This window comes from Shewanella sp. GutDb-MelDb (assembly GCF_002836075.1).
Classification (GTDB): Bacteria; Pseudomonadota; Gammaproteobacteria; order Enterobacterales; family Shewanellaceae; genus Shewanella.
Map to the genome: position 1 here is coordinate 23,552 of NZ_PJBM01000226.1, position 18,564 is coordinate 42,115.

Below are 18,564 nucleotides of genomic sequence, written 5' to 3' on the forward strand. Positions count from 1 at the left end.
TTACCCCTCCGACGCTTTTAGCTTATTAAAGAACATTTCGAATCCTTGAGCGCCAAACCAAAACTGTACTGCTCGCTGAACGCCACGACCGGTCATGGTTGCACCACTAACGGCATCAACGCCATGTAAGTCGCCCGCTTTAGCCCCCCCTTTAACAATCTTAAATGAGACCTTACCGTTAGCATCAAAAATTTGCTTACCATGCCATTTATCAGTCCAATCTGGATCATTAAGAAAGTCGCCAATACCAGGGGTTTCACCATGCTCATAAAACACCACGTTTTCTATTGTATTAAAGTCGGATTGCAGCGCAACATAACCGTATATCATCGACCATAAGCCTTTACCGTAGATAGGCACCACGACGCTGGTTAACTTGCCATTGTCGTCAAACACTTTGAACACTCGCGCTTGATCAGCACGGGTCTTAATTTTTGCTTTATCTTTCTTTCTCTCTAGCTTACTCGACGTTTCTGGATTTATCGCCGCCATACGCTCGTCAAAATCAAGCACTTCGGCATTGGCTTCAACAACCCCCGTATCAAGCGATACCAACATCGATTTAACGTCTTTATCAAAAATGGCTCTAAAGTCTTTATCTGCGATATCGACATCTGCCGCGATTAATACATTACGCTTAAGTTCATCACGCTTTTTTACCAGCTTGCGCTCTTTAAGTAGCTCTGCTGTGCCAGTGATCATAAATGAGCACAGTAGGCATAGGGTCACCGTAAAAATCATGGTGCCCACAAATGAATCTTTCTTAAATGCCATTACGCTTTATTCCTCGTATTGACCTGCTTTGCACTTGTTGGCGTACGATAAAGTAGGTACTCAAATATCGCTTCCCAAAGTTTTGCTAACAACATTGCTGGCATTGCCACTGCGGGTAAGTCAGCTTTCTGATTAGGTTTAAAGGCCATTGCGTTTAAGTCTCCGTTTAATATTGGCTTTAGCCACGAGATAATCGAAGATAGGCGCCCACAAATTAGCGAACAATATTGCCAGCATCACGCCTTCAGGCATTTTGGGATTAACCACACGAATAAGCACCGTCATAAAGCCAATGAGCAGACCATAGGCCACCTTACCTTTACGGGTATAAGACGTTGTCACCGGATCGGTTGCCATAAACATCATCGCAATCGCAAAACCACCCGTGACCAAGTGCCAAGTCCATGGCATGGCAAAGAGTTCATTTTTAGACGAGCCGATAATGTTAAATAGGGTTGCTGTTACGATCATACCAGCGAGTACGCCTGCCACGATGCGCCAATCTGCAAGGCGTGTGAGGATTAAAAAGCCACCACCAATAAGTAATGCCAGCGTGCTGGTTTCACCAATTGCACCAACGGTAAAGCCGAAGAATGCGTTCCACCAATTAGGGTCGGTAAATGCTTCGTACCAAGCGTAATCTGCAAAGCTTAAATCGCCTGCAGCGGTTTGCATCAGTGTTGTTGCACCTGAGAAACCATCGACCGCAACCAATTGAGTCACCGCGGTGACTTGTGATGGATAGGCAAAGTAGATAAAGGCAAGACCTGCAAGTGCTGGGTTAAGGAAATTATATCCCATCCCTCCAAACACTTCTTTTGCCATTATTATGCCAAACGTTATCCCCATCGCGACTAACCAAAGTGGTGTCGAAACCGGTAAAATTAGCGTAAATAGCAGTGCAGTAACAAAGAAGCCTTCGTGTAACTCTTGGCCACGCACTTTAGCAAAGACCATTTCCCAAAACAGACTTACCAACAGCGCCGTTAAATAGATAGGGGCATAAAGGCTTAAACCGTAAACAAATAGGCCAAAAAAACCAGTTTGCTCTGTCATTCCGCCAAAAACAAAATTAAAGGGGATAAGCTGCCAAATATCGGAAGCCACTAGACCTGATGCAATCGCGATTTGCGCTTGTAAGCCAATATTGTACATGCCGAACAATATTGCTGGCAGTAAGCACAAGCCAACAATCGTCATGGTTCTCTTTACATCAATTGCATCACGTACATGGACTTTGCCTTTAGTGCTGCGACCATTTGCAACTAATAAAGAGTGCAAGTAGCCTCTTACTGAGCTGCCCGGTGCATAATAATCTTCTTGGATATCAGGCTTTTTATCTTGCTGACTCATCAACCTTCCCTCTCAATAATTTCTAAGCAAGCACGTAACTCTTTACCAAAGTCGTACTTACCAGGACAAACAAAGGTGCACAACGCGAGATCTTCTTCATCGAGTTCGAGTGCTCCCAAAGCTTGTGCTTCATCTGTATCTCTAACAACGAGATCGCGGACCAAGAGTGTTGGCAATATATCCAGCGGCATCACTCTATCTAATTGACCGAAAGCCATCATGGCGCGAGCCGAACCACCGGTGTGGGTGGTGAAGTCAAATAGTTTCTTAGCACCCTTAAAGCGAGATGTTACCGCTCGGGTAATTGAAAACTTCTCAGAACCGCCTCTGATCCAAGGCAAGACCTGATGTTTTGAATCTTCTTGAAGGACGCTAATTTGATTATGGAAACGACCAAGAAAGTCATGCGCACCGAATGCAGTATGCCCTGATAGCACCGAGCCAGAGACTACACGAGAGTTGCCCTCTGTGAGTTCACCGGCAACCACTTGGGATAAACATGCGCCGGTTTGAACGCGGATTAATCGAGGTTCAATCACATCTGGCCCCGCGAGTGAAACGACGCGGTCGGTATAAATTTCACCCGTTAAGAACAGCTTGCCGTAAGCGATGACATCCTGATAACCCAAATGCCAAACCGGACGCTCAATACTCGCAGATAAGATAAAGTGAATATGAGTGCCGACAAGCCCTGCTGGGTGCACGCCAGTAAAACAATGATTGCTTACATGCGCTAAATCGCTACCAGGTAGTTCTGCACCCGGCGCCTGACACAAATGGACTTTACCATCGGTTAGGTGACCCAGTACTGCGATACCGGCAGCGAAAGATTCAGCTTGTTCAGCAATAACAATACGAGGGTCTGCAGCCAATGGATTGCTATCCATTGCACTGACAAAAATACCTGAAGGCGCAGTGTCTAACTGAGGTACTCGAGAGAACGGGCGAGTACGCAGCGCTGTCCACAGACCACTGTCGACTAATTTAGATTGCACTTGGCTGCGTTCTAGCGCGGAGATATCGTGACTCATACCAAAGTTAATAGCATCACCTTGGTTACATTCAATGACGATAGATTGAAAAAGTCTACGATCGCCACGGTTGATAGCGATGACTTTACCGCTAGCAGGAGCGGTGTACTTTACGCCAATGTTCTTTTTATCTTCCAAAAGAACCTGACCTTTTTGCACGAGTTCGCCAACTTCGACTAGCATCGTCGGTTTTAGGCCAACATATTCCTCTCCGAGAAGGGCAACATGGGAGCAAGATTTGCTAGTGTTAACAACTTGCTTCGGTTCTCCTGCAATAGGCACATCAAGGCCTTTTTTCACTGTTATAACTGGGTTTGAATAACCTGTCATCACAAACATCAACCGTTAAATAATTGGATGACTAATAGTAGTTGTTTGTTAACTAATATTCCACGTTTAACATCACACTTTACGGTCGATTTCGTAACTTACATACAGAACACCCTAATCTCGAGCTACATTGACACTATTACGCTGTAATTAATTAATACAAACGTGACGTAATGTAATTTTACAACACAAAGTATTGATCACTATCAGCTCTAGAGTTGCGTTCTAAAAGACCTAAAATAGATTTTTTTTTGTAAACCGATAGAAATTTCAACAGCCGTGACATTACCCCCTCGAAATAAGTTCAAATCACTACCACAACACCAATAACTAGTCGTTTACGCTTTGCTATAAAATCCTTCTTCTTTGATGATATCTAATAAAGCGACACAAACTTGAAAGTTTACTCATGATATAAAACAGAGCACTTTTTTTGCCAGAAAAATGGCTATTTTATTGGATAACAATGATAAAAGTTGAGAATTTAGCGGTGAGTCTAGCGCTGATGTGTAGGCACCTTAAAATAGTGTTATCTAGGTTAGATATCATCAATAAAAAAGGGCAATAAATTTATTATTGCCCTTTCACAGGTTACTTTTATCGCTCCACTAGTCTATAAGCGATTTAATCGCGCTGTAGCGCAACAATAGGGTCTAACCTTGCCGCCTTTTTTGCAGGGTATAGACCAAAGCCAACCCCTATCGTCATACAAACCCCTAAGGCAAGCACAATGGCAAAAGGAGACCAAGCAACAGGCCAACCTGCGGCAGTGGAGATAACCAATGCCAGCAATAATCCAACCCCGATACCGATAATGCCACCGGTGGCTGATATTGCGATACTTTCAATAAGAAACTGACGTGCTATATCCTTGCGCTTGGCACCTAAGGCTCTTAATAGCCCTATTTCACCAGTTCTTTCTAAATATGGTCGCTAACATAATATTCATTATGCCGATGCCGCCCACAAGCAAAGAGATCCCTGCGACGCAGGCCATCACGATATTAAATATTTGTTGGGTTTTTTGATGCTGCGCTAGCAGGTCCGCTGGCACCACTACATCAAAGTCTTTTTCCCCACCATGACGGCGATTGAGCAGATGTTGCACACTTTTAGATGCCAATGTGGGGTCAATGCCGTCAACAAGTGCTAATTTAAAGGAGTCCAGCTCATCTTCTAAATGTTTAAACTGCATCTTTTTTAATGCTGTACTAAGTGGGATAAAGACTTGGTTACGCTCGCCACCCAATTTAACACCTTGAATCGTTGACTTGGTTCCCTCTTTCTCAGACAAAACTCCCACCACCGTAAACCACTGATGGTTAACTTTAACTAAACTGCCTATCGCACTGCCCTGTGGGAATAGGCTCCGTGCCGCCTCCGGCCCAAGTACGGCCACCTGCTGAAAATGCGACTCATCAGCCGCATTAAGAGTGCGACCCTCTCCTAAATCTAATGCACTTAAATCAAAGTAGCTTGGCGTTACGCCCAGTACTTTTGCATCGCTTCGACCTTTCAAACTAAACAAGCTAAATACTTTGACGTTCTTTTCTGCGCTCCAGTTTTCAACAAAAGGTAAGGTATCATTAGCACTCTCGATATCCCTTAGACTTAAGCCAATACTATGTTCGCGTATTGATTTTAATGCTTCGCCCTCAGTTGCTCTGGCGTTTACAACGAGGTTGTTCACCCCCATTGATTCAATCATCTTTAACGCTTCACGCTCAGCGCCTTCGCCGACACTGAGCATCGCGATAACCGCACCCACACCAAAAATCATGCCTAGTAAGGTTAATAGGGTACGTAACTTATGATGACGCATCTCATCGAAGGCTTGTTTAATACCGTCCCAGTAAATCAACATATTTGCCGATGGTTTATTACCCGTCATACTCGATTCCTTTTCGGCGGCGTGGTAAGGGCGATAGTATCGCCTTGTGTGAGGCCTTCGGTAATAACAGTACGATTTAAACTGCGGTTACCTGGCGCTACTTTCTGCTTTATAAAGCCTGCTGAGGTTTTTAAGTAAACCCAATACTCACCTGATTTCTGGAATAAAGCTTGATTAGGCACCGTGATGACGTTTTTAAGATCTAATGCATGAACATTGGCGTTAACTTGTCTGCCGGGTTGCATCACTTCAACCAAGGTTTTATCAATACTCACGACCATCTCAAAATAATTAACCGGACTGTCTTTCTCTTTCGCTTTTGACAAAGCATCAAGCTGGGACACGGTGCCATGTATCGGCATTTCAGGGTAAGCATCGAGATATAAAGTCACCGATTTACCCACCGCTAAACCCAATGCTTCAGACTCAAGCACATACAACTTGGCTTGCATCTTTGACGTATCAGGTAAGGTACCGATTGTCATACCGGACCACATCATATCGCCCACTACAGGTGGTACCCCGCTCCAACCTGGTTTAGCCACAAATACCCCATCATGAGGTGCGATAATCTGCATTTGATTTAGGTTATTTGAATAGCGAGTCATTTTCGCCTTATGGCCCTTCTGCTTAAGCTTAATCAACTCCTGCTCAGCTTGTGCTTGAGAACCATGCTGATCGATGCCCCAGTTATAAAACATCATTTTTGCTTCTAAATAATCTTGATTACGCATCTGGTCGATAATGTCTATCTTGGTATACACTCGCTCATCTTCGCTAAAGAAGCGGTCAGCGAGCTCGCGTTCCTGCCCCGTTAACTTAGTATCTGTTGTTAAAGTCTTATCGATAGTGTTGTCTTTCTCTGTTTGGATCTGACTGTCTAAGCCTAAGCGGTCAAAGTCCAACTTCTCCATTTCTAAGCGATAACTCTCACGTGTTGAGTCCATAGTGGCAACGACATCACCCGCTTTTACATTGCTAAAGTTATCCATGATCCACGCCAGAGATTGTGGCCCTCTAAGCCCGGATGGCACGGTTACGGTCGTTGAATTACTGGCCTCTAACTCCCCTGCTGCAGGGATATCAACCTTAAAATCGGCGGGCGCGATTTCAAGCGTCAACACGCCATCACTAGATTGTTGACTACAGCCTACGGTGCCAATTAAAAGCAATGTGCTTACCATGCTAATCGCGATACGGATTGCAGCCGAGTGGTGCCTTTTCGATGGATTATTCATGGTAACAGTACCTCATCGCCTTCATTTAAACCGGAAGCGATAACAACCTGTTCTTTTCCCATTGCCCCTAACGATACCGATTGTTTACTGTCGCTAAATAAGCCTGGGGTATACACGTAAGCATTACCCTGCTCGTAATGCACAGCATCAACAGACAGCAATAATTCTGGGATATCGTTAGCTATATCGATGCTAATTTTTGCCGTCATTCCAGGCCTCATCAAATCTGTATCCACCTCAGCAATACTGGCTACAGCATCAAAGATAACCAGAGGCACATCCTGATTCTTCACCCTAAATATGACACCAAGTTCTTTGATCTCACCATTAAAGCTTTTTTCTGGATTAGCATCTAATCGAATTTTTAGCTTCTGCCCAACCTTAACTCTACCGGCTTCAACTTCAGGAATCGTCATATTGACTTGCATATGCTTAAGGTCTGGAATGCTTAACAGCGTATCCCCATTAAACACATTTTGGCCTTCGGCGACTTTATTGCCTTGTTGATCATTGCCGTAAACGACCATGCCGCTGCGGGGGGCTATCAAGGTAAGAGATTGAATGCCTTTTTTTAGCGCGGCCACTTCGAGTTGGAACTTTTGTTTATCTCCTTCAAGCATTTTAACTCTTTGTTCAGCGCCCATGATCTCAAGTTCAATTTTCTTGTTAATCAAGCTCACTCTATCCGTTGCAATAATCGCATCACGCTGATACTTCTTTTTATCGATGACAGAGATAGTTTCATCAGAGATCTCAACTTTAAGCTGGCTTTTTTCCTGGTTCATTTTAGCTTCAGCTAGCTCTAGCTTTAGCTCCTCCAGTTTCTTTGCATTCCGAAGTTTTGATGTTGCTAGATCTTGTATGGTTGTTTCTAAACTTGCCGTTTTAACCGAAAGTCGTTGTCCCAGCTCAGAGGTGTCAAGTTGAGCAACCTGATCGCCTGCACTCACAACCCCACCTTCAGGCGCTAACATTTTAATTTGATATTGCCACACACGTCTAACCGCAGGCGGTTTTAGGTTGACCGTATTAGACGAGACTAGCTCGCCAGTCACCTCAATTTGCTGACTCAAGACACCGGTTTCAACTTGAGTAATGGCGATGTCTGAGCAACCCACTAAGAAAACACTCAATAAAGAAACACTCAATAACGATGCTTTCATGATGCATCCCTCTTAGGCTCGACTAACACACTCATTCCTGGAATAATTTTCACCCGTTCATCACCTGAAAAAGCGATCTTAACCCGAAACCAATTACTATTCCCCCAAGCGGCTTGTTTGGTTGCTTGGCGACTAATGCCTTGAACTGAGCCTTTAAGGGATATGCTTGATTGCGAGTCTAATCGAAGCTGTACCGGCTCACCAATAGTTAACCTATCAGCGTCAACCTCATTGACCCAAGCAATCACCTCTAGCTCATTCATGGCTGGAATGGTGGCGACTTGGCGGCCAATTTGAACTGAATCACCCACGGCAAATTTTTTATCTGACCAAGGATCGCGTGAATATAAAATAGGGCCATCTAGACTGGCGTTTATCTCTAACTGTTGAAGACCTTTAAGTGACTGCTCTAACTCTCTTTCAGCCCGTGTTCTATCAATCTGTAACTGTGCTATTGACGCGACTCTCTTGTCAGTGATCTCTTTCAATAACTGTGCCTTTTTAGACAGTTCAGATATTGCTTTAAGCTTATTAAATTGATTATCGGCATAATTCTTAGCCGCGATATAATCGGCAGGGATCCCAGCATCTAATTCTGCTTTTTCCAGCTCCAACCTCGCTTGTTTCAGGTCAAACTCCGCCTGCAATATTTGCGCATCCAGTTCTATCGATTGACTCTGTTCTTGCGCCGTGACTCTTAACAAGCTCGCTTCTAATTGCTCAATTCGATTTGCAATAGCACTTTTGTCAAAAATAACCACGACTTCGCCAACTTTAGCAATGCTACCCTCAGGTAGCATCCATTTGATCTGATAGCGCCAGGCATCACCGGCTTTGGGCACCATGATCGCTTGTGAGTCTACTGAGGATATTTTCCCGGTTAAAAGCAAAGGTGATAACTCTGCGGGCGATGGCGACAGTGGTGCAGTTTTGAGCAGTGTAACTGGCTTGACGGCCACTTCATTTGCTTGAGCTAGGCTTGGTGAAAGGGCCAATAAAATACACAAACTGCTTAACCCAATAATCGTATTAGGCTGCATTAGTCGCCCTCTCTTCAATTTCAACGATATCACCATCTCTCATACGAATAATTCGCTGTGCATATGCGGCAACTTCCTCTTCATGGGTCACCAAAATAATGGTTTGGCCAGCCTTATGCAATTCAGTGAAAAGGGCCATAATTTCAACTGACGTTTTACTGTCGAGCGCCCCTGTTGGTTCATCGGCAAGCAAAATGGCAGGGCGATTAACTAAAGAACGGGCGATGGCGACGCGCTGCCTTTGACCACCTGACAGCTGATTAGGACGGTGATCATGCCGAGTCTCTAAACCGACTCTTGCGAGTAACTCATGTGCATAACGAGGGTCTTGATCAGGATGATCCGAAAACCTTAAAGGCAGTAACACATTTTGTAATGCTGATAAGCGCGGTAATAAATGAAAGCTTTGAAAAACAAAGCCTATCTCTTTATTTCTAACTGCCGACAATGCGTCATCATCCAATTGAGCTACTTCTTGCTCGTTCAGGCTATAGCCTCCTGAACTTGGTTTATCTAAACAGCCGATAATATTCATCAAGGTGGACTTACCCGAACCTGAAGGCCCCATAATCGCAACGAATTCATTTTTAGCGATACTAAAGCTCACTCCATTGAGTGCTTTTACACATGTATCACCCATGGGATATTCTTTTTTTAAGTCATGGACTTCTATCATAAAAATGCTCTTTATATAGCAATTAATCAGCCGAACAATGGGCCTATCATACAACCAAAGCCCAAATGATATAGCCAGCCATTGTGAAAAAATTTGTAAATTATCGTGATATTACCGAACCACCTATCAATCGATAGTTGGCTAGTATGGTTTATCAACAGTGGGAATATGGGGGGAGGATTGTATTCGACTTAGCTTTGTTTGCATTTTTCATCCTGATTGCAGCGATCCAATCCATTTGGAACACACCTTACTCTGTAAACAACTTACTGATTATTTTTTATAAACACAACAAATAACACGATTAACAACGTGCAAATAATTCAACTCGTTTATCTATGACTGTCACCAATATAGCGCCACTCATCAGTCGTTATATAAGGTCGGCACCTCTACTATCCCAACAAAGCGCCTAATAGGGTAAGTACCGAAATTACAACAAAAAATACCCATTGGAATAGGTGTTTAAATGGCTGTTCAAGATCACTGCTAAAACCAATATAGATTTGCCATATCGCGAATAAGCCGAAATTAAGAGCAATAAACACCAACATGCCAAAGCTATGCATTTGAGAAATGGCTTCAAAAGCGCAAGCCAATAAAATAAACGTTGAAAGTAGCAGAAAGACTGAAATATAGTGAAAGACACATTGCATCACAGATTTAGCGATAGGGTCGAAAACAGCTTGCTGCATGGGCACTAAGAATTGTTGTCTGTCATAGGTAAAGTGCATGACACAAGTTAATGCAGCAATGATCCCCGCCAGTAAAAAATAAATATTCATCTCTTGCTCCGACACGATTTTTTCTTTCAAAAACAGCGCTAAAACGCTGCTTTTAAGATAGCTCATATTTTAAGGGTTACTCATACCGGATTAGACAGGGAATATCGTGGTTATCTTACAAAAAAAGAGAGCTTTCGCTCTCTTTTTATTACATCGTTGCCATGGTCCAGTAATCAAGCCGCTTATCTGGCTGACTAATCACCACTTTACACGACTCTTTATATTTCCCCATCAAAGGACCTAGGCTCTTTGAGTTAGGCATTGATGCTTTATGTTGCTCTGTAGCTGCAATAACAGCCTGATTAACATACTCTGTGCTTTGATATTTATTCGCGATTTCAACCGCTTGTTCGCCAGAGAGTTTTAATCTATCACCTACAGCTTGCATTTGTGGTGCATTCATAGCTGCAATCGCATTCGACGCTATCTGATAATATGCAGCACATTCAGTTAACTCTTTAGTCAATGCGTCTTCAGCATCGCCCGCAACAGCATTAAAAGACAATAAACCGACGGCTATTGCTAGCGTACTTGCGTAAGTGGTACCAGACATGAAAATAATCCCTTTTTATATTCGTTCGATTTAACTACTTCTACTTTAGCTTTCATTTAATATCAAGCGTAACATCAAAAAAGATGCAAAGACGCTAGGGGCTGTTGATCTTTCACGGTTGTTTTTGCCGCCGTTTATTGGCTATTTTGACAAGGCGGAGGCTATGTCGTTTAGTTATTCTCCACAAATAGCCTACAACACCGTAAAAATAGCCAAGAAGCGCGGCCCTTAGGGTTCGTTTCAATAATTTTAGTCTTTTATAACTAGAATGCGTTACGAGCTTTTCGCTTAGCCAGCTAAGTATCATCGCTCAAGCCTTGACCTAAAATCATTATTCTTTACGGTAAAAAGTCGAACAAAAACTAAGCTCGAAAGATCAACAGCCCCTAATGAACAGATTAAAAACCATTGCTTAATGTGTATGCATTTATGGGGTAGTCACATTGAGTTTGTTACGCAAAGCGGTTTTTACCTCACCCCATTCAGAGTCAATAATTGAGTAAACGACTGTATCTCTTATAGTACCATTCTCTAAAATTTGATGGTTGCGCAAAATACCATCTTGATTCGCCCCTAAACGACAAATCGCCTGCCGTGACACTTCATTCTGAATATGAGTTCTAAACTCTACCGCGATAACATCCAATGTTTCAAAGGCATAGGCTAACAGCAGCAACTTACACTCGGTATTCACTGCAGTGCGTTGCACACTTTTAGCATACCAAGTATGGCCGATTTCAAGACGTCGATGATTTTGCTGCCAATGACAGATCCGTGTGCAACCGACAATGGCTCCCGAGTGACGATCTCGAACCGCAAATGCCAGTGTTTCCCCTTTTTCTTCGGCTAAAAGAGCTTGGCTAATATAATCGTTCACATCGTCGGGATGAGGGACTTTGGTAAACCACAGTTGCCAAAGCTCACCATCACAAACAGCAATACTCAATGCTGGAGCATGCGCTAACGTTAAAGGTTCTAAAACAACGTGTTCGCCCACCAGCGCGTTGTCATTCACTTGTTGTGCGTTCAACTCAACCTCCTTTTAAATTGTTGTCACTAACTTAGCATGGTTGCTCATCCACTATAAATATCGAGCGAACCCCATCCCCTCTTTCACCGGCTTAGTTGTTGCTTTCAGTGCTGGAGTCCCGATATAAAGGAAGCCAACAATCTGATCCGTCTGTTCAAGATCAAGTAATTGATGCACATTTTTATCAAAGGCTAAGGCGCCAGTTCGCCATATTCCGCCCAGGCCCTGGGCAAATACAGCTTGCTGCATTGCCATCGCCGCGCAACCTGCTGCAAGCTGTTGTTCAAATGCCGGAACTTTAGGGTGCTGCTTTACTTTAGCCACCACAGTGATAACCATAGGGGCTCTTAAAGGCATGTTCTTTGTTTTATTGATAACATCTTCTTCTGCACCATTTAATGCTGACGCTTCAGCAAAAACGTTCCCTAGTTTCTCAAGCCCACCACCCGTCGCAATGATAAACTCCCATGGCGTCAAACCACCATGGTCGGGTACTCGTGCCGCAGCATCTAAAATAGTCTTAAGCTGGTCGTCTGATGGGCCTGGCGCGATAAGGCGTGGCGCGGATTGTCTGGTCAATAAAAGGGTTAATGCGTCCAACGGATCATCCTTAATAAATTGCGATTAATAATTGCTTGCGTTGAGAGTATCAAGCTCCCAAAAAAAATCCCACCTATTTGGTGGGATTTAATAAAGTGAGCTCGTTGGCAGCGTTAAGCAATGCCGTTTTTCTTCGCAATGTAATAATCAAGACTGGTATATCGGCCGCCCCCCATAAATACCAGAGCCACCAACATAAAGAGGTAAGTTATCGCAAACTCAATGCCATTATTCAGTACCACAATATTACCTGAACTGGTTAGCCACTCATAATTCCCGTTCTGTTGTAGCAGTTCTTTAGCGCGTTCAAGCTTTTCTGTCGATGCCAGCACCTTGTCGTTTGCTAACCATGAACTCGCATCCGCTATTGCTAACCAGCCGTTATCCCAATGAACCGCAAAAGCGGCAACTAACATAGTAATTGATAATGGGATTGCGATTAAACGAGTCGCTAAACCAAGAATGAGTAAGCCACCGCCGACAAATTCAGTACCCGCTGCTAATACGACCATCACTTCAGGGAATGGCAGACCAAGTCCCCAATCAGGATTACCAAACCAAGCCGCTGTGTCACCAAAATGAGAGAGTTTGTTATAACCCGCCTGCATTAATACCGGCGCGAGATAAAGTCGTAGTGCCAACGGTGCAATACCTTCAGCATAGCGAATGGTGTTTAGAAATTTTTGATATAGTTGTCCAAGTAGCATGTCGATCCCTCTTTAAATTCCATTAATCCATTAGACCTTAACAAACATAACAATCTTTCAACTGTAGTTGATAAAAATTGTCCTGCTACAATAATATCAAGATGTTAAGGTTAAATATCTTCACTGATTTCAGTAAGCTCTCTAATGAGTGTATTCAATTTTTTTTCAAAACGCTGTTTTTGTTTTTCACTTGTTAAACGGTTTAGTTTGATCAGTAGCTCACCGAACCTTGCCGTGTTGTCATCCAATTTTGTCTGATAGGCTTTTGATTTCAGCGTATCAGGCTGAGTCATTAGCAACCTTAAGCTATGTGACAACGCTTTTTGGTTTTGCCTATTTTTTAATGCTTGTGAGAATAAACGGATCCAATCATGACGGTATTCAAGCCACATATCTAACGTATCCCCGCGCTCAACATTGTAAGTATGTATTGCTGTTTTTTGCGACGGCAAGAGTTTTCCAACCCATTTTCCAACCCGTTTCTCTATTCGCTCATCAGCCATTTCAATCAATTGCGATTGACTCTTGCCAAGGTACTTCTCATTTAACTCTTTTTCTTCGACTCTTAGATGAGCAATCACCTGTTTAACTTGCTCATCTGAGAAAGAACTTATGATTGGGATTAACGATGGCTCAACAAAATCAAACACTCGAATCCAATGTGCTTTGGCCGAACGCACATGATCACTCCAAGATTGTGTACTAAAACGTTGATGATTGATTTCAGCCCCGAGCAGGGCTAACTGATCTCTATAGCGGGGCATTTCTTGTGTCCGATGCCACACTAAAAATGTATCTAACGCCAATTCAAATTGCTTGCCCTGCTGGTCATCTAATGTCACGAACTCCTCGAGTTTCCACTCAATAGCCCAATCCAAAAAGTAATAACCGACTTTGGTGGAGCAGCCAATTAAGCTAATAGACAACAATCCCCATAAAATCACTTTTTTCATATCTCTCCCCAACCGTTAATATCAACCTAGCACAGAATATGCGCAATCGTATGAACGGTTACAAAGTGTCAATAAAGGGAGTTTACAAGGTCGCGTTGGATATATTGGCAGGTTTACGGCGTAAAGGGTCTTGAATTATGAACAACTGGCAATAAGATGCTGGTATTGCTCGGCGCAAATAAGATAATTACTCGATTGTTCATTAGAGGATATTGGTTGGCTGTTTTCATCAAATGCTAGAATATTATCAAACGCCATTTGCAGCGCCCAACAGACAGCAAAAACCCAATAGAGATCAACGGCTGCGGGTACAGCATCCGCTGCGTGTTGATTCAAATTACCTTGCTGTCGCAGATAATTTGCTATCAACCAATGCCGCTGTTTCGACGACAAGGAATGACTCGCGATCACTGAGGCTAGATCGCATAATGGATGCGAGCTACAGGCATATTCAAAGTCGATGCAATGGAGCTTGTTTTGCCCGATTAATATGTTAAATGGATTTAAATCACGGTGGCTAAACTGCAAATTAACCAAGCACTGTTCAAGAGTGTCTAACATTGAATTAATTGCATCAGTCTGTGTGATTAAACAATCAAACTGTTGTAACCAAGGCTCAATATTTGGATGAATATCACTGTCTTTATTCAGTAATTGTTGCTGCATTTGGCACAAGCGGGCGTGATATATCTGCCATTGTTTATCCACTGTGATGACATTTTTAGGGGGAGGCAACTGTTTTAAACCATTGAGTAATTGCAGTAACAATTGTTCTGCACCCGGCCAATTCTCTTGGGTATGGGTAACAGGGTGAGCCCCATTCGCACTTATAAGCTCACTCCAGCTACGGTGGTGCTGTTGGGATAAGAACTCACTCAAATAAAATTGCTTATCAGGGCTGATATAGACCATCTTAGGCGCCAGGTTAGCATCGCTTGCAGAGCGCCAAGCATACACTTCACTGTCTCGGTCACAGATTTGAGAGCTAGCCCAGCTGTTAAGCCTAAGCACCCACTCAGACTCTACGGCCTTACTCGGGTGTAATCCGCGAACATAATAGTTTTGATTGCTCAAACCTTGCGTTAAAGGGGCTATAACACTTACCCGAGTCAAACCTGACAGAGTCAAATAGCGAGCTAAGTCTTGCTTAAGCGAGTCACTCAACTTAAGCCGCTCCTGCCAGTACAACCATACTGTCACTTGGCCGTTGCGTTTTCATTTGATTGCGCCACATAAAGTAACCAAACACCACCATAACGACATAGAACACAAAGAGCACTGACGTTAACATCAGTCCCTTGCTTACATACAAGTAGATAGACACAGCATCAATAACAAACCAATAGATCCAGTTTTCCAACACTTTTTTAGCCACTAAAAAAGTTGTCATCACTGCAAAACAGGTCGTTGCGGCGTCCAAATAGGGAAATGAGGCTTGAGTTTGTGTTGCCATAAAGTAGCCAATAATCAACGCCAACAATGTGGTACTCGCAATCAATTTAAGGTGAGTCGACAGTCGCCATGAAACAATTTTAACCCCATCATGGCCATTGCCTCCTTTGGTCCACAACCAATAGCCATAAACCGCCATCGCCATGTAGTATATGTTAAGAACCGATTCCATCAGTAACGACACTTTCCAAAACAACACCGTATAAATTGCTGTACTGGTTAATGCCGCAGGCCAACACCATACACTCCCTTTCATTGCGAGTATCAAATAGGCCAGCGCCAGCAATACAGCAACCGCTTCCCACGCTGTTAGGGCTTGCGCCTCACCAAATGCTGAAGTAAAACTGTCGACTAACGATAGCCAGAAATCTGCCATTGACTTAAGTCTCTCTATTAAAAATATATACGATTAAAAGCCCAAAATAAAAAGCCCAAATAAAAAGCCACAAAGTATCGATAACACCCTGTGGCTAATTGTCATTACGGCTGTGGCTTATATTACTTTAGCTTAGTTATTCACTGTGGCTTAAGTCGAGCTCACCACCAATAAATTTACATACAAATACCGCTTTGCCCCACTTTTCGTGGGCCGCTTCCATCTCTGTTGCCAACATTGCCATCACCTCGGCGTACTCACCGCACACCTGTGTTGCCATAGCGTTAGTCACACGTTGGATATTGTCATAGGTATCGACCCGGCCTATAAACCATCTTATTGGATCTAAATAATTGTCTTGTAGTGGGTAGCAACTAATTTCTGCCGTTAACTTCATTTTTGACCTCAAGCATTTATTGTTGGTAACAATATTAAAGAGTAATAACTATTTATTAATTAGGATTTACATAAACTTAACGTTTAAAGTAACCCCTAGTTGGCGTGGATCACCATAGCGTACATATTGCTTATCTGCCCAGCCTAAATCTGGCTCGTTGCCAAAATAGAAGCCTCGAACGCCGTATTTTTCATCAAATAGGTTACGTCCCCAGAGATATGCAGACCACATGTCAGCTTCGTAACCTATTTTGGCGTTAAAAATTTGGTATGCATCTGATGTAGACTCGTTACTATCCGAGTAATAAAAATCACTCTTACCACTGGCATTCACGTTAGCAAACCAACCAGCATCGTTGCGATAAGTCGCGCCAACACTAAAGGTAAAGTTAGGGGAATGCGCTAGCTCACGGCCAGAAAGATCGACTACGGTGCCATATTTATCTTCGTACTCGTAATCACCATAAGCGGTTTCTAACCAACCTAAACTGGTGTAAAGCTTTAGGTTATCGGTTGCATACCAGTTGCCGTCAAGCTCAGCACCATAGTTATGAGAACTGCCTGCATTTTCGGTAAAGAGAATAAAATTCCCCTCTTCGCCAGGTACTGTCGATTGTTGCGATGCCGCGACTTGTTGATCTTGTCTATCCATAAAGAATACCGACAGATTAGTGCTTGCTTGACCATCAAACCAAACCGACTTCAAACCCACTTCGTAGTTATAAAGAATTTCAGTGTCGTACTCTTTTTTATCGGCGAGTTCACTCGGCAGTGACATATTAAAGCCACCCGCTTTATAGCCTCTCGCCACGCGGATATATGACTCGTGGTTTTCACCGAGTGCTTTGCTTAACGCAATATGCCCGCCCCACATGGTTTCGCTTGGCTTAAATTCGTCGCCATCTGAATCACTGTATTCACTATCTCGACGCTCTGTCCGCAGTCCTACCGACAAAGCATAGCCCGAACCTAGGTCTGAATCTAATTGACCAAATAACGCATAGTTTTGCGCCTCGTATTCCGCACTTAACTGACTATAAGTATCCATAGTCTCATTGTCTTCTTGTAGATCCATTGCGTATACACCGACGAGCCAGTCAGTACTGCCCGCAAATATACGGCCTGATTCAGTTGAAGCTAACCTAAACTCTTGCGTGATGGTCTGCCTGTCGCCTTTCTTATCCCAGTTATACTCATATTCACAAGGGCTACCATCGCAATCTCGACTGTCCCAATAATCAGGGTTAGCCCAGTCACCGTCATAGTTATGGTGAGTTTTTGACTGTGCCAGAGAGGTTAATGAAGTCAGTTCAACATTTTCAGCACCAGTGTAAATAAACTTTAAAACGGTGCCGTTAGTACGTTGCTTATCAACGCCAGGTGCATCCGTTAACGTATCAAAACCGTTATTATCTAATGTCCAAGCATCATATCCATTATCGTAATTTGCATGTAAGTAAGTCAGGTCAATTTCTAGTTCTTCAGTCGCGTACCAACGTAATTTTGCGCGACCAGTGAATTCATCACGGTTATTAGTATCGCTCTCACCAAGATAAAGATTATCTCGATAACCATCTTGCTGATGCTGTTGCAGCGACACACGGTAAAGCAAGTTTCCAGAATCGGTTAATGGACCCGAGCTAAAACCACTAAAGGTCTGTAAATTATCATCGCCTAGCGAGATCTCTGCACCATTTTCAAATACGTCGGTAGGATCATTACTTTTAAGGTAGATAAGACCTGCTAACGCATTAGCGCCATAACGTGTACCTTGAGGACCGCGTAATACTTCAACTTGTTGTAAGTCGTACATGCTTGAAGCCATGCCTAAACCGGACAAATCGATATCATCAACGATAAAGCCAACAGAGGAGTTAGGTGCGCCTTGATACTCTTCTTGCTCACCGACACCACGAATTTGGAAGTATTTGGGTCTTGAGCTACCACCGGACCAGTTGAAATTAGCAATTGAGTTTAAGATATCTTCAAAGTGCTGTGCACCTTCATCCTCAATTTGCTGCTGATCAATAACGGTGACGCTTGATGGCATTTTTTCTAGCGATGTGCCCCGAAAATCAGATGTCACAACCATGACTTCCATCTCATCAACAGGTGTTTCTGAGTCAGTATTGGCAAACGTAGGTGATGAAACTAGCGCAGCCATGACGGCAACCGCTATAGGAGAATAAGTTTTTAGATTTAACATAGGACCTCAA

Annotated in this window: 18 protein-coding genes and 1 pseudogene; all 19 read right to left on the bottom strand. The window is 43.3% G+C overall.

Annotated features, from left to right (window positions below; genetic code table 11):
- A complete protein-coding gene (locus CXF82_RS12105) occupies positions 1 to 774 on the bottom strand; it encodes a Na(+)-translocating NADH-quinone reductase subunit C (protein WP_101091088.1) in 774 nt (257 codons plus the stop codon).
- Positions 774 to 923, bottom strand: coding sequence for a hypothetical protein (locus CXF82_RS22320; protein ID WP_157822907.1), 150 nt, complete (start codon positions 921 to 923; stop codon positions 774 to 776). The genes CXF82_RS12105 and CXF82_RS22320 overlap by 1 nt, the downstream gene beginning before the upstream one ends.
- Positions 913 to 2,127, bottom strand: coding sequence for an NADH:ubiquinone reductase (Na(+)-transporting) subunit B (locus CXF82_RS12110; RefSeq protein ID WP_102040037.1), 1,215 nt, complete (start codon positions 2,125 to 2,127; stop codon positions 913 to 915). Before CXF82_RS12110 ends, CXF82_RS22320 begins: the two co-directional genes overlap by 11 nt.
- Complete coding sequence (locus CXF82_RS12115) at positions 2,127 to 3,488, bottom strand: Na(+)-translocating NADH-quinone reductase subunit A (protein ID WP_101091090.1); 1,362 nt, start codon at positions 3,486 to 3,488, stop codon at positions 2,127 to 2,129. The genes CXF82_RS12110 and CXF82_RS12115 overlap by 1 nt, the downstream gene beginning before the upstream one ends.
- Positions 3,489 to 4,112: 624 nt before the next feature.
- A pseudogene (locus tag CXF82_RS12120) lies at positions 4,113 to 5,352 on the bottom strand (ABC transporter permease).
- Between the two features lie 23 nt (positions 5,353 to 5,375).
- The gene (locus CXF82_RS12125; RefSeq protein ID WP_232775196.1) at positions 5,376 to 6,563 is read right to left on the bottom strand and encodes an efflux RND transporter periplasmic adaptor subunit; all 1,188 of its coding nucleotides are present in this window, start codon (positions 6,561 to 6,563) and stop codon (positions 5,376 to 5,378) included.
- A gap of 50 nt (positions 6,564 to 6,613) precedes the next feature.
- Entirely contained in the window at positions 6,614 to 7,780 is a 1,167-nt protein-coding gene (locus tag CXF82_RS12130) for an efflux RND transporter periplasmic adaptor subunit (RefSeq protein ID WP_101091092.1), read from the bottom strand.
- Entirely contained in the window at positions 7,777 to 8,820 is a 1,044-nt protein-coding gene (locus CXF82_RS12135; RefSeq protein ID WP_102044252.1) for an HlyD family secretion protein, read from the bottom strand. Before CXF82_RS12135 ends, CXF82_RS12130 begins: the two co-directional genes overlap by 4 nt.
- Complete coding sequence (locus CXF82_RS12140) at positions 8,810 to 9,496, bottom strand: ABC transporter ATP-binding protein (protein WP_101091094.1); 687 nt, start codon at positions 9,494 to 9,496, stop codon at positions 8,810 to 8,812. Before CXF82_RS12140 ends, CXF82_RS12135 begins: the two co-directional genes overlap by 11 nt.
- A gap of 395 nt (positions 9,497 to 9,891) precedes the next feature.
- Complete coding sequence (locus tag CXF82_RS12145) at positions 9,892 to 10,281, bottom strand: hypothetical protein (RefSeq protein ID WP_102044264.1); 390 nt, start codon at positions 10,279 to 10,281, stop codon at positions 9,892 to 9,894.
- 148 nt (positions 10,282 to 10,429) lie between these two features.
- Positions 10,430 to 10,834, bottom strand: coding sequence for a hypothetical protein (locus tag CXF82_RS12150; protein ID WP_101091096.1), 405 nt, complete (start codon positions 10,832 to 10,834; stop codon positions 10,430 to 10,432).
- A 427-nt stretch (positions 10,835 to 11,261) separates the two neighbouring features.
- On the bottom strand, positions 11,262 to 11,864 hold the full coding sequence (locus CXF82_RS12155; protein WP_101091098.1) for a GNAT family N-acetyltransferase: 603 nt from the start codon (positions 11,862 to 11,864) through the stop codon (positions 11,262 to 11,264).
- A gap of 51 nt (positions 11,865 to 11,915) precedes the next feature.
- Positions 11,916 to 12,464, bottom strand: coding sequence for an NAD(P)H nitroreductase (locus tag CXF82_RS12160; RefSeq protein WP_101091099.1), 549 nt, complete (start codon positions 12,462 to 12,464; stop codon positions 11,916 to 11,918).
- Between the two features lie 113 nt (positions 12,465 to 12,577).
- The gene (locus tag CXF82_RS12165; protein WP_101091100.1) at positions 12,578 to 13,171 is read right to left on the bottom strand and encodes an HvfX family Cu-binding RiPP maturation protein; all 594 of its coding nucleotides are present in this window, start codon (positions 13,169 to 13,171) and stop codon (positions 12,578 to 12,580) included.
- A 110-nt stretch (positions 13,172 to 13,281) separates the two neighbouring features.
- The gene (locus CXF82_RS12170; protein WP_102044253.1) at positions 13,282 to 14,124 is read right to left on the bottom strand and encodes a DUF6279 family lipoprotein; all 843 of its coding nucleotides are present in this window, start codon (positions 14,122 to 14,124) and stop codon (positions 13,282 to 13,284) included.
- A gap of 135 nt (positions 14,125 to 14,259) precedes the next feature.
- The gene (locus CXF82_RS12175; protein ID WP_102044254.1) at positions 14,260 to 15,288 is read right to left on the bottom strand and encodes a phosphotransferase; all 1,029 of its coding nucleotides are present in this window, start codon (positions 15,286 to 15,288) and stop codon (positions 14,260 to 14,262) included.
- 1 nt (position 15,289) lies between these two features.
- Positions 15,290 to 15,952: a nicotinamide riboside transporter PnuC gene (gene pnuC, locus CXF82_RS12180; protein ID WP_102044255.1), complete on the bottom strand. Its 663-nt coding sequence runs from the start codon at positions 15,950 to 15,952 to the stop codon at positions 15,290 to 15,292.
- A gap of 136 nt (positions 15,953 to 16,088) precedes the next feature.
- On the bottom strand, positions 16,089 to 16,349 hold the full coding sequence (locus CXF82_RS12185; RefSeq protein WP_101091104.1) for a hypothetical protein: 261 nt from the start codon (positions 16,347 to 16,349) through the stop codon (positions 16,089 to 16,091).
- 66 nt (positions 16,350 to 16,415) lie between these two features.
- Positions 16,416 to 18,554 carry a TonB-dependent receptor gene (locus tag CXF82_RS12190; protein ID WP_101091105.1) on the bottom strand — a complete coding sequence of 713 codons (2,139 nt, stop codon included), beginning with the start codon at positions 18,552 to 18,554 and terminating at the stop codon, positions 16,416 to 16,418.
- Between the last annotated feature and the right edge of the window lie 10 nt (positions 18,555 to 18,564).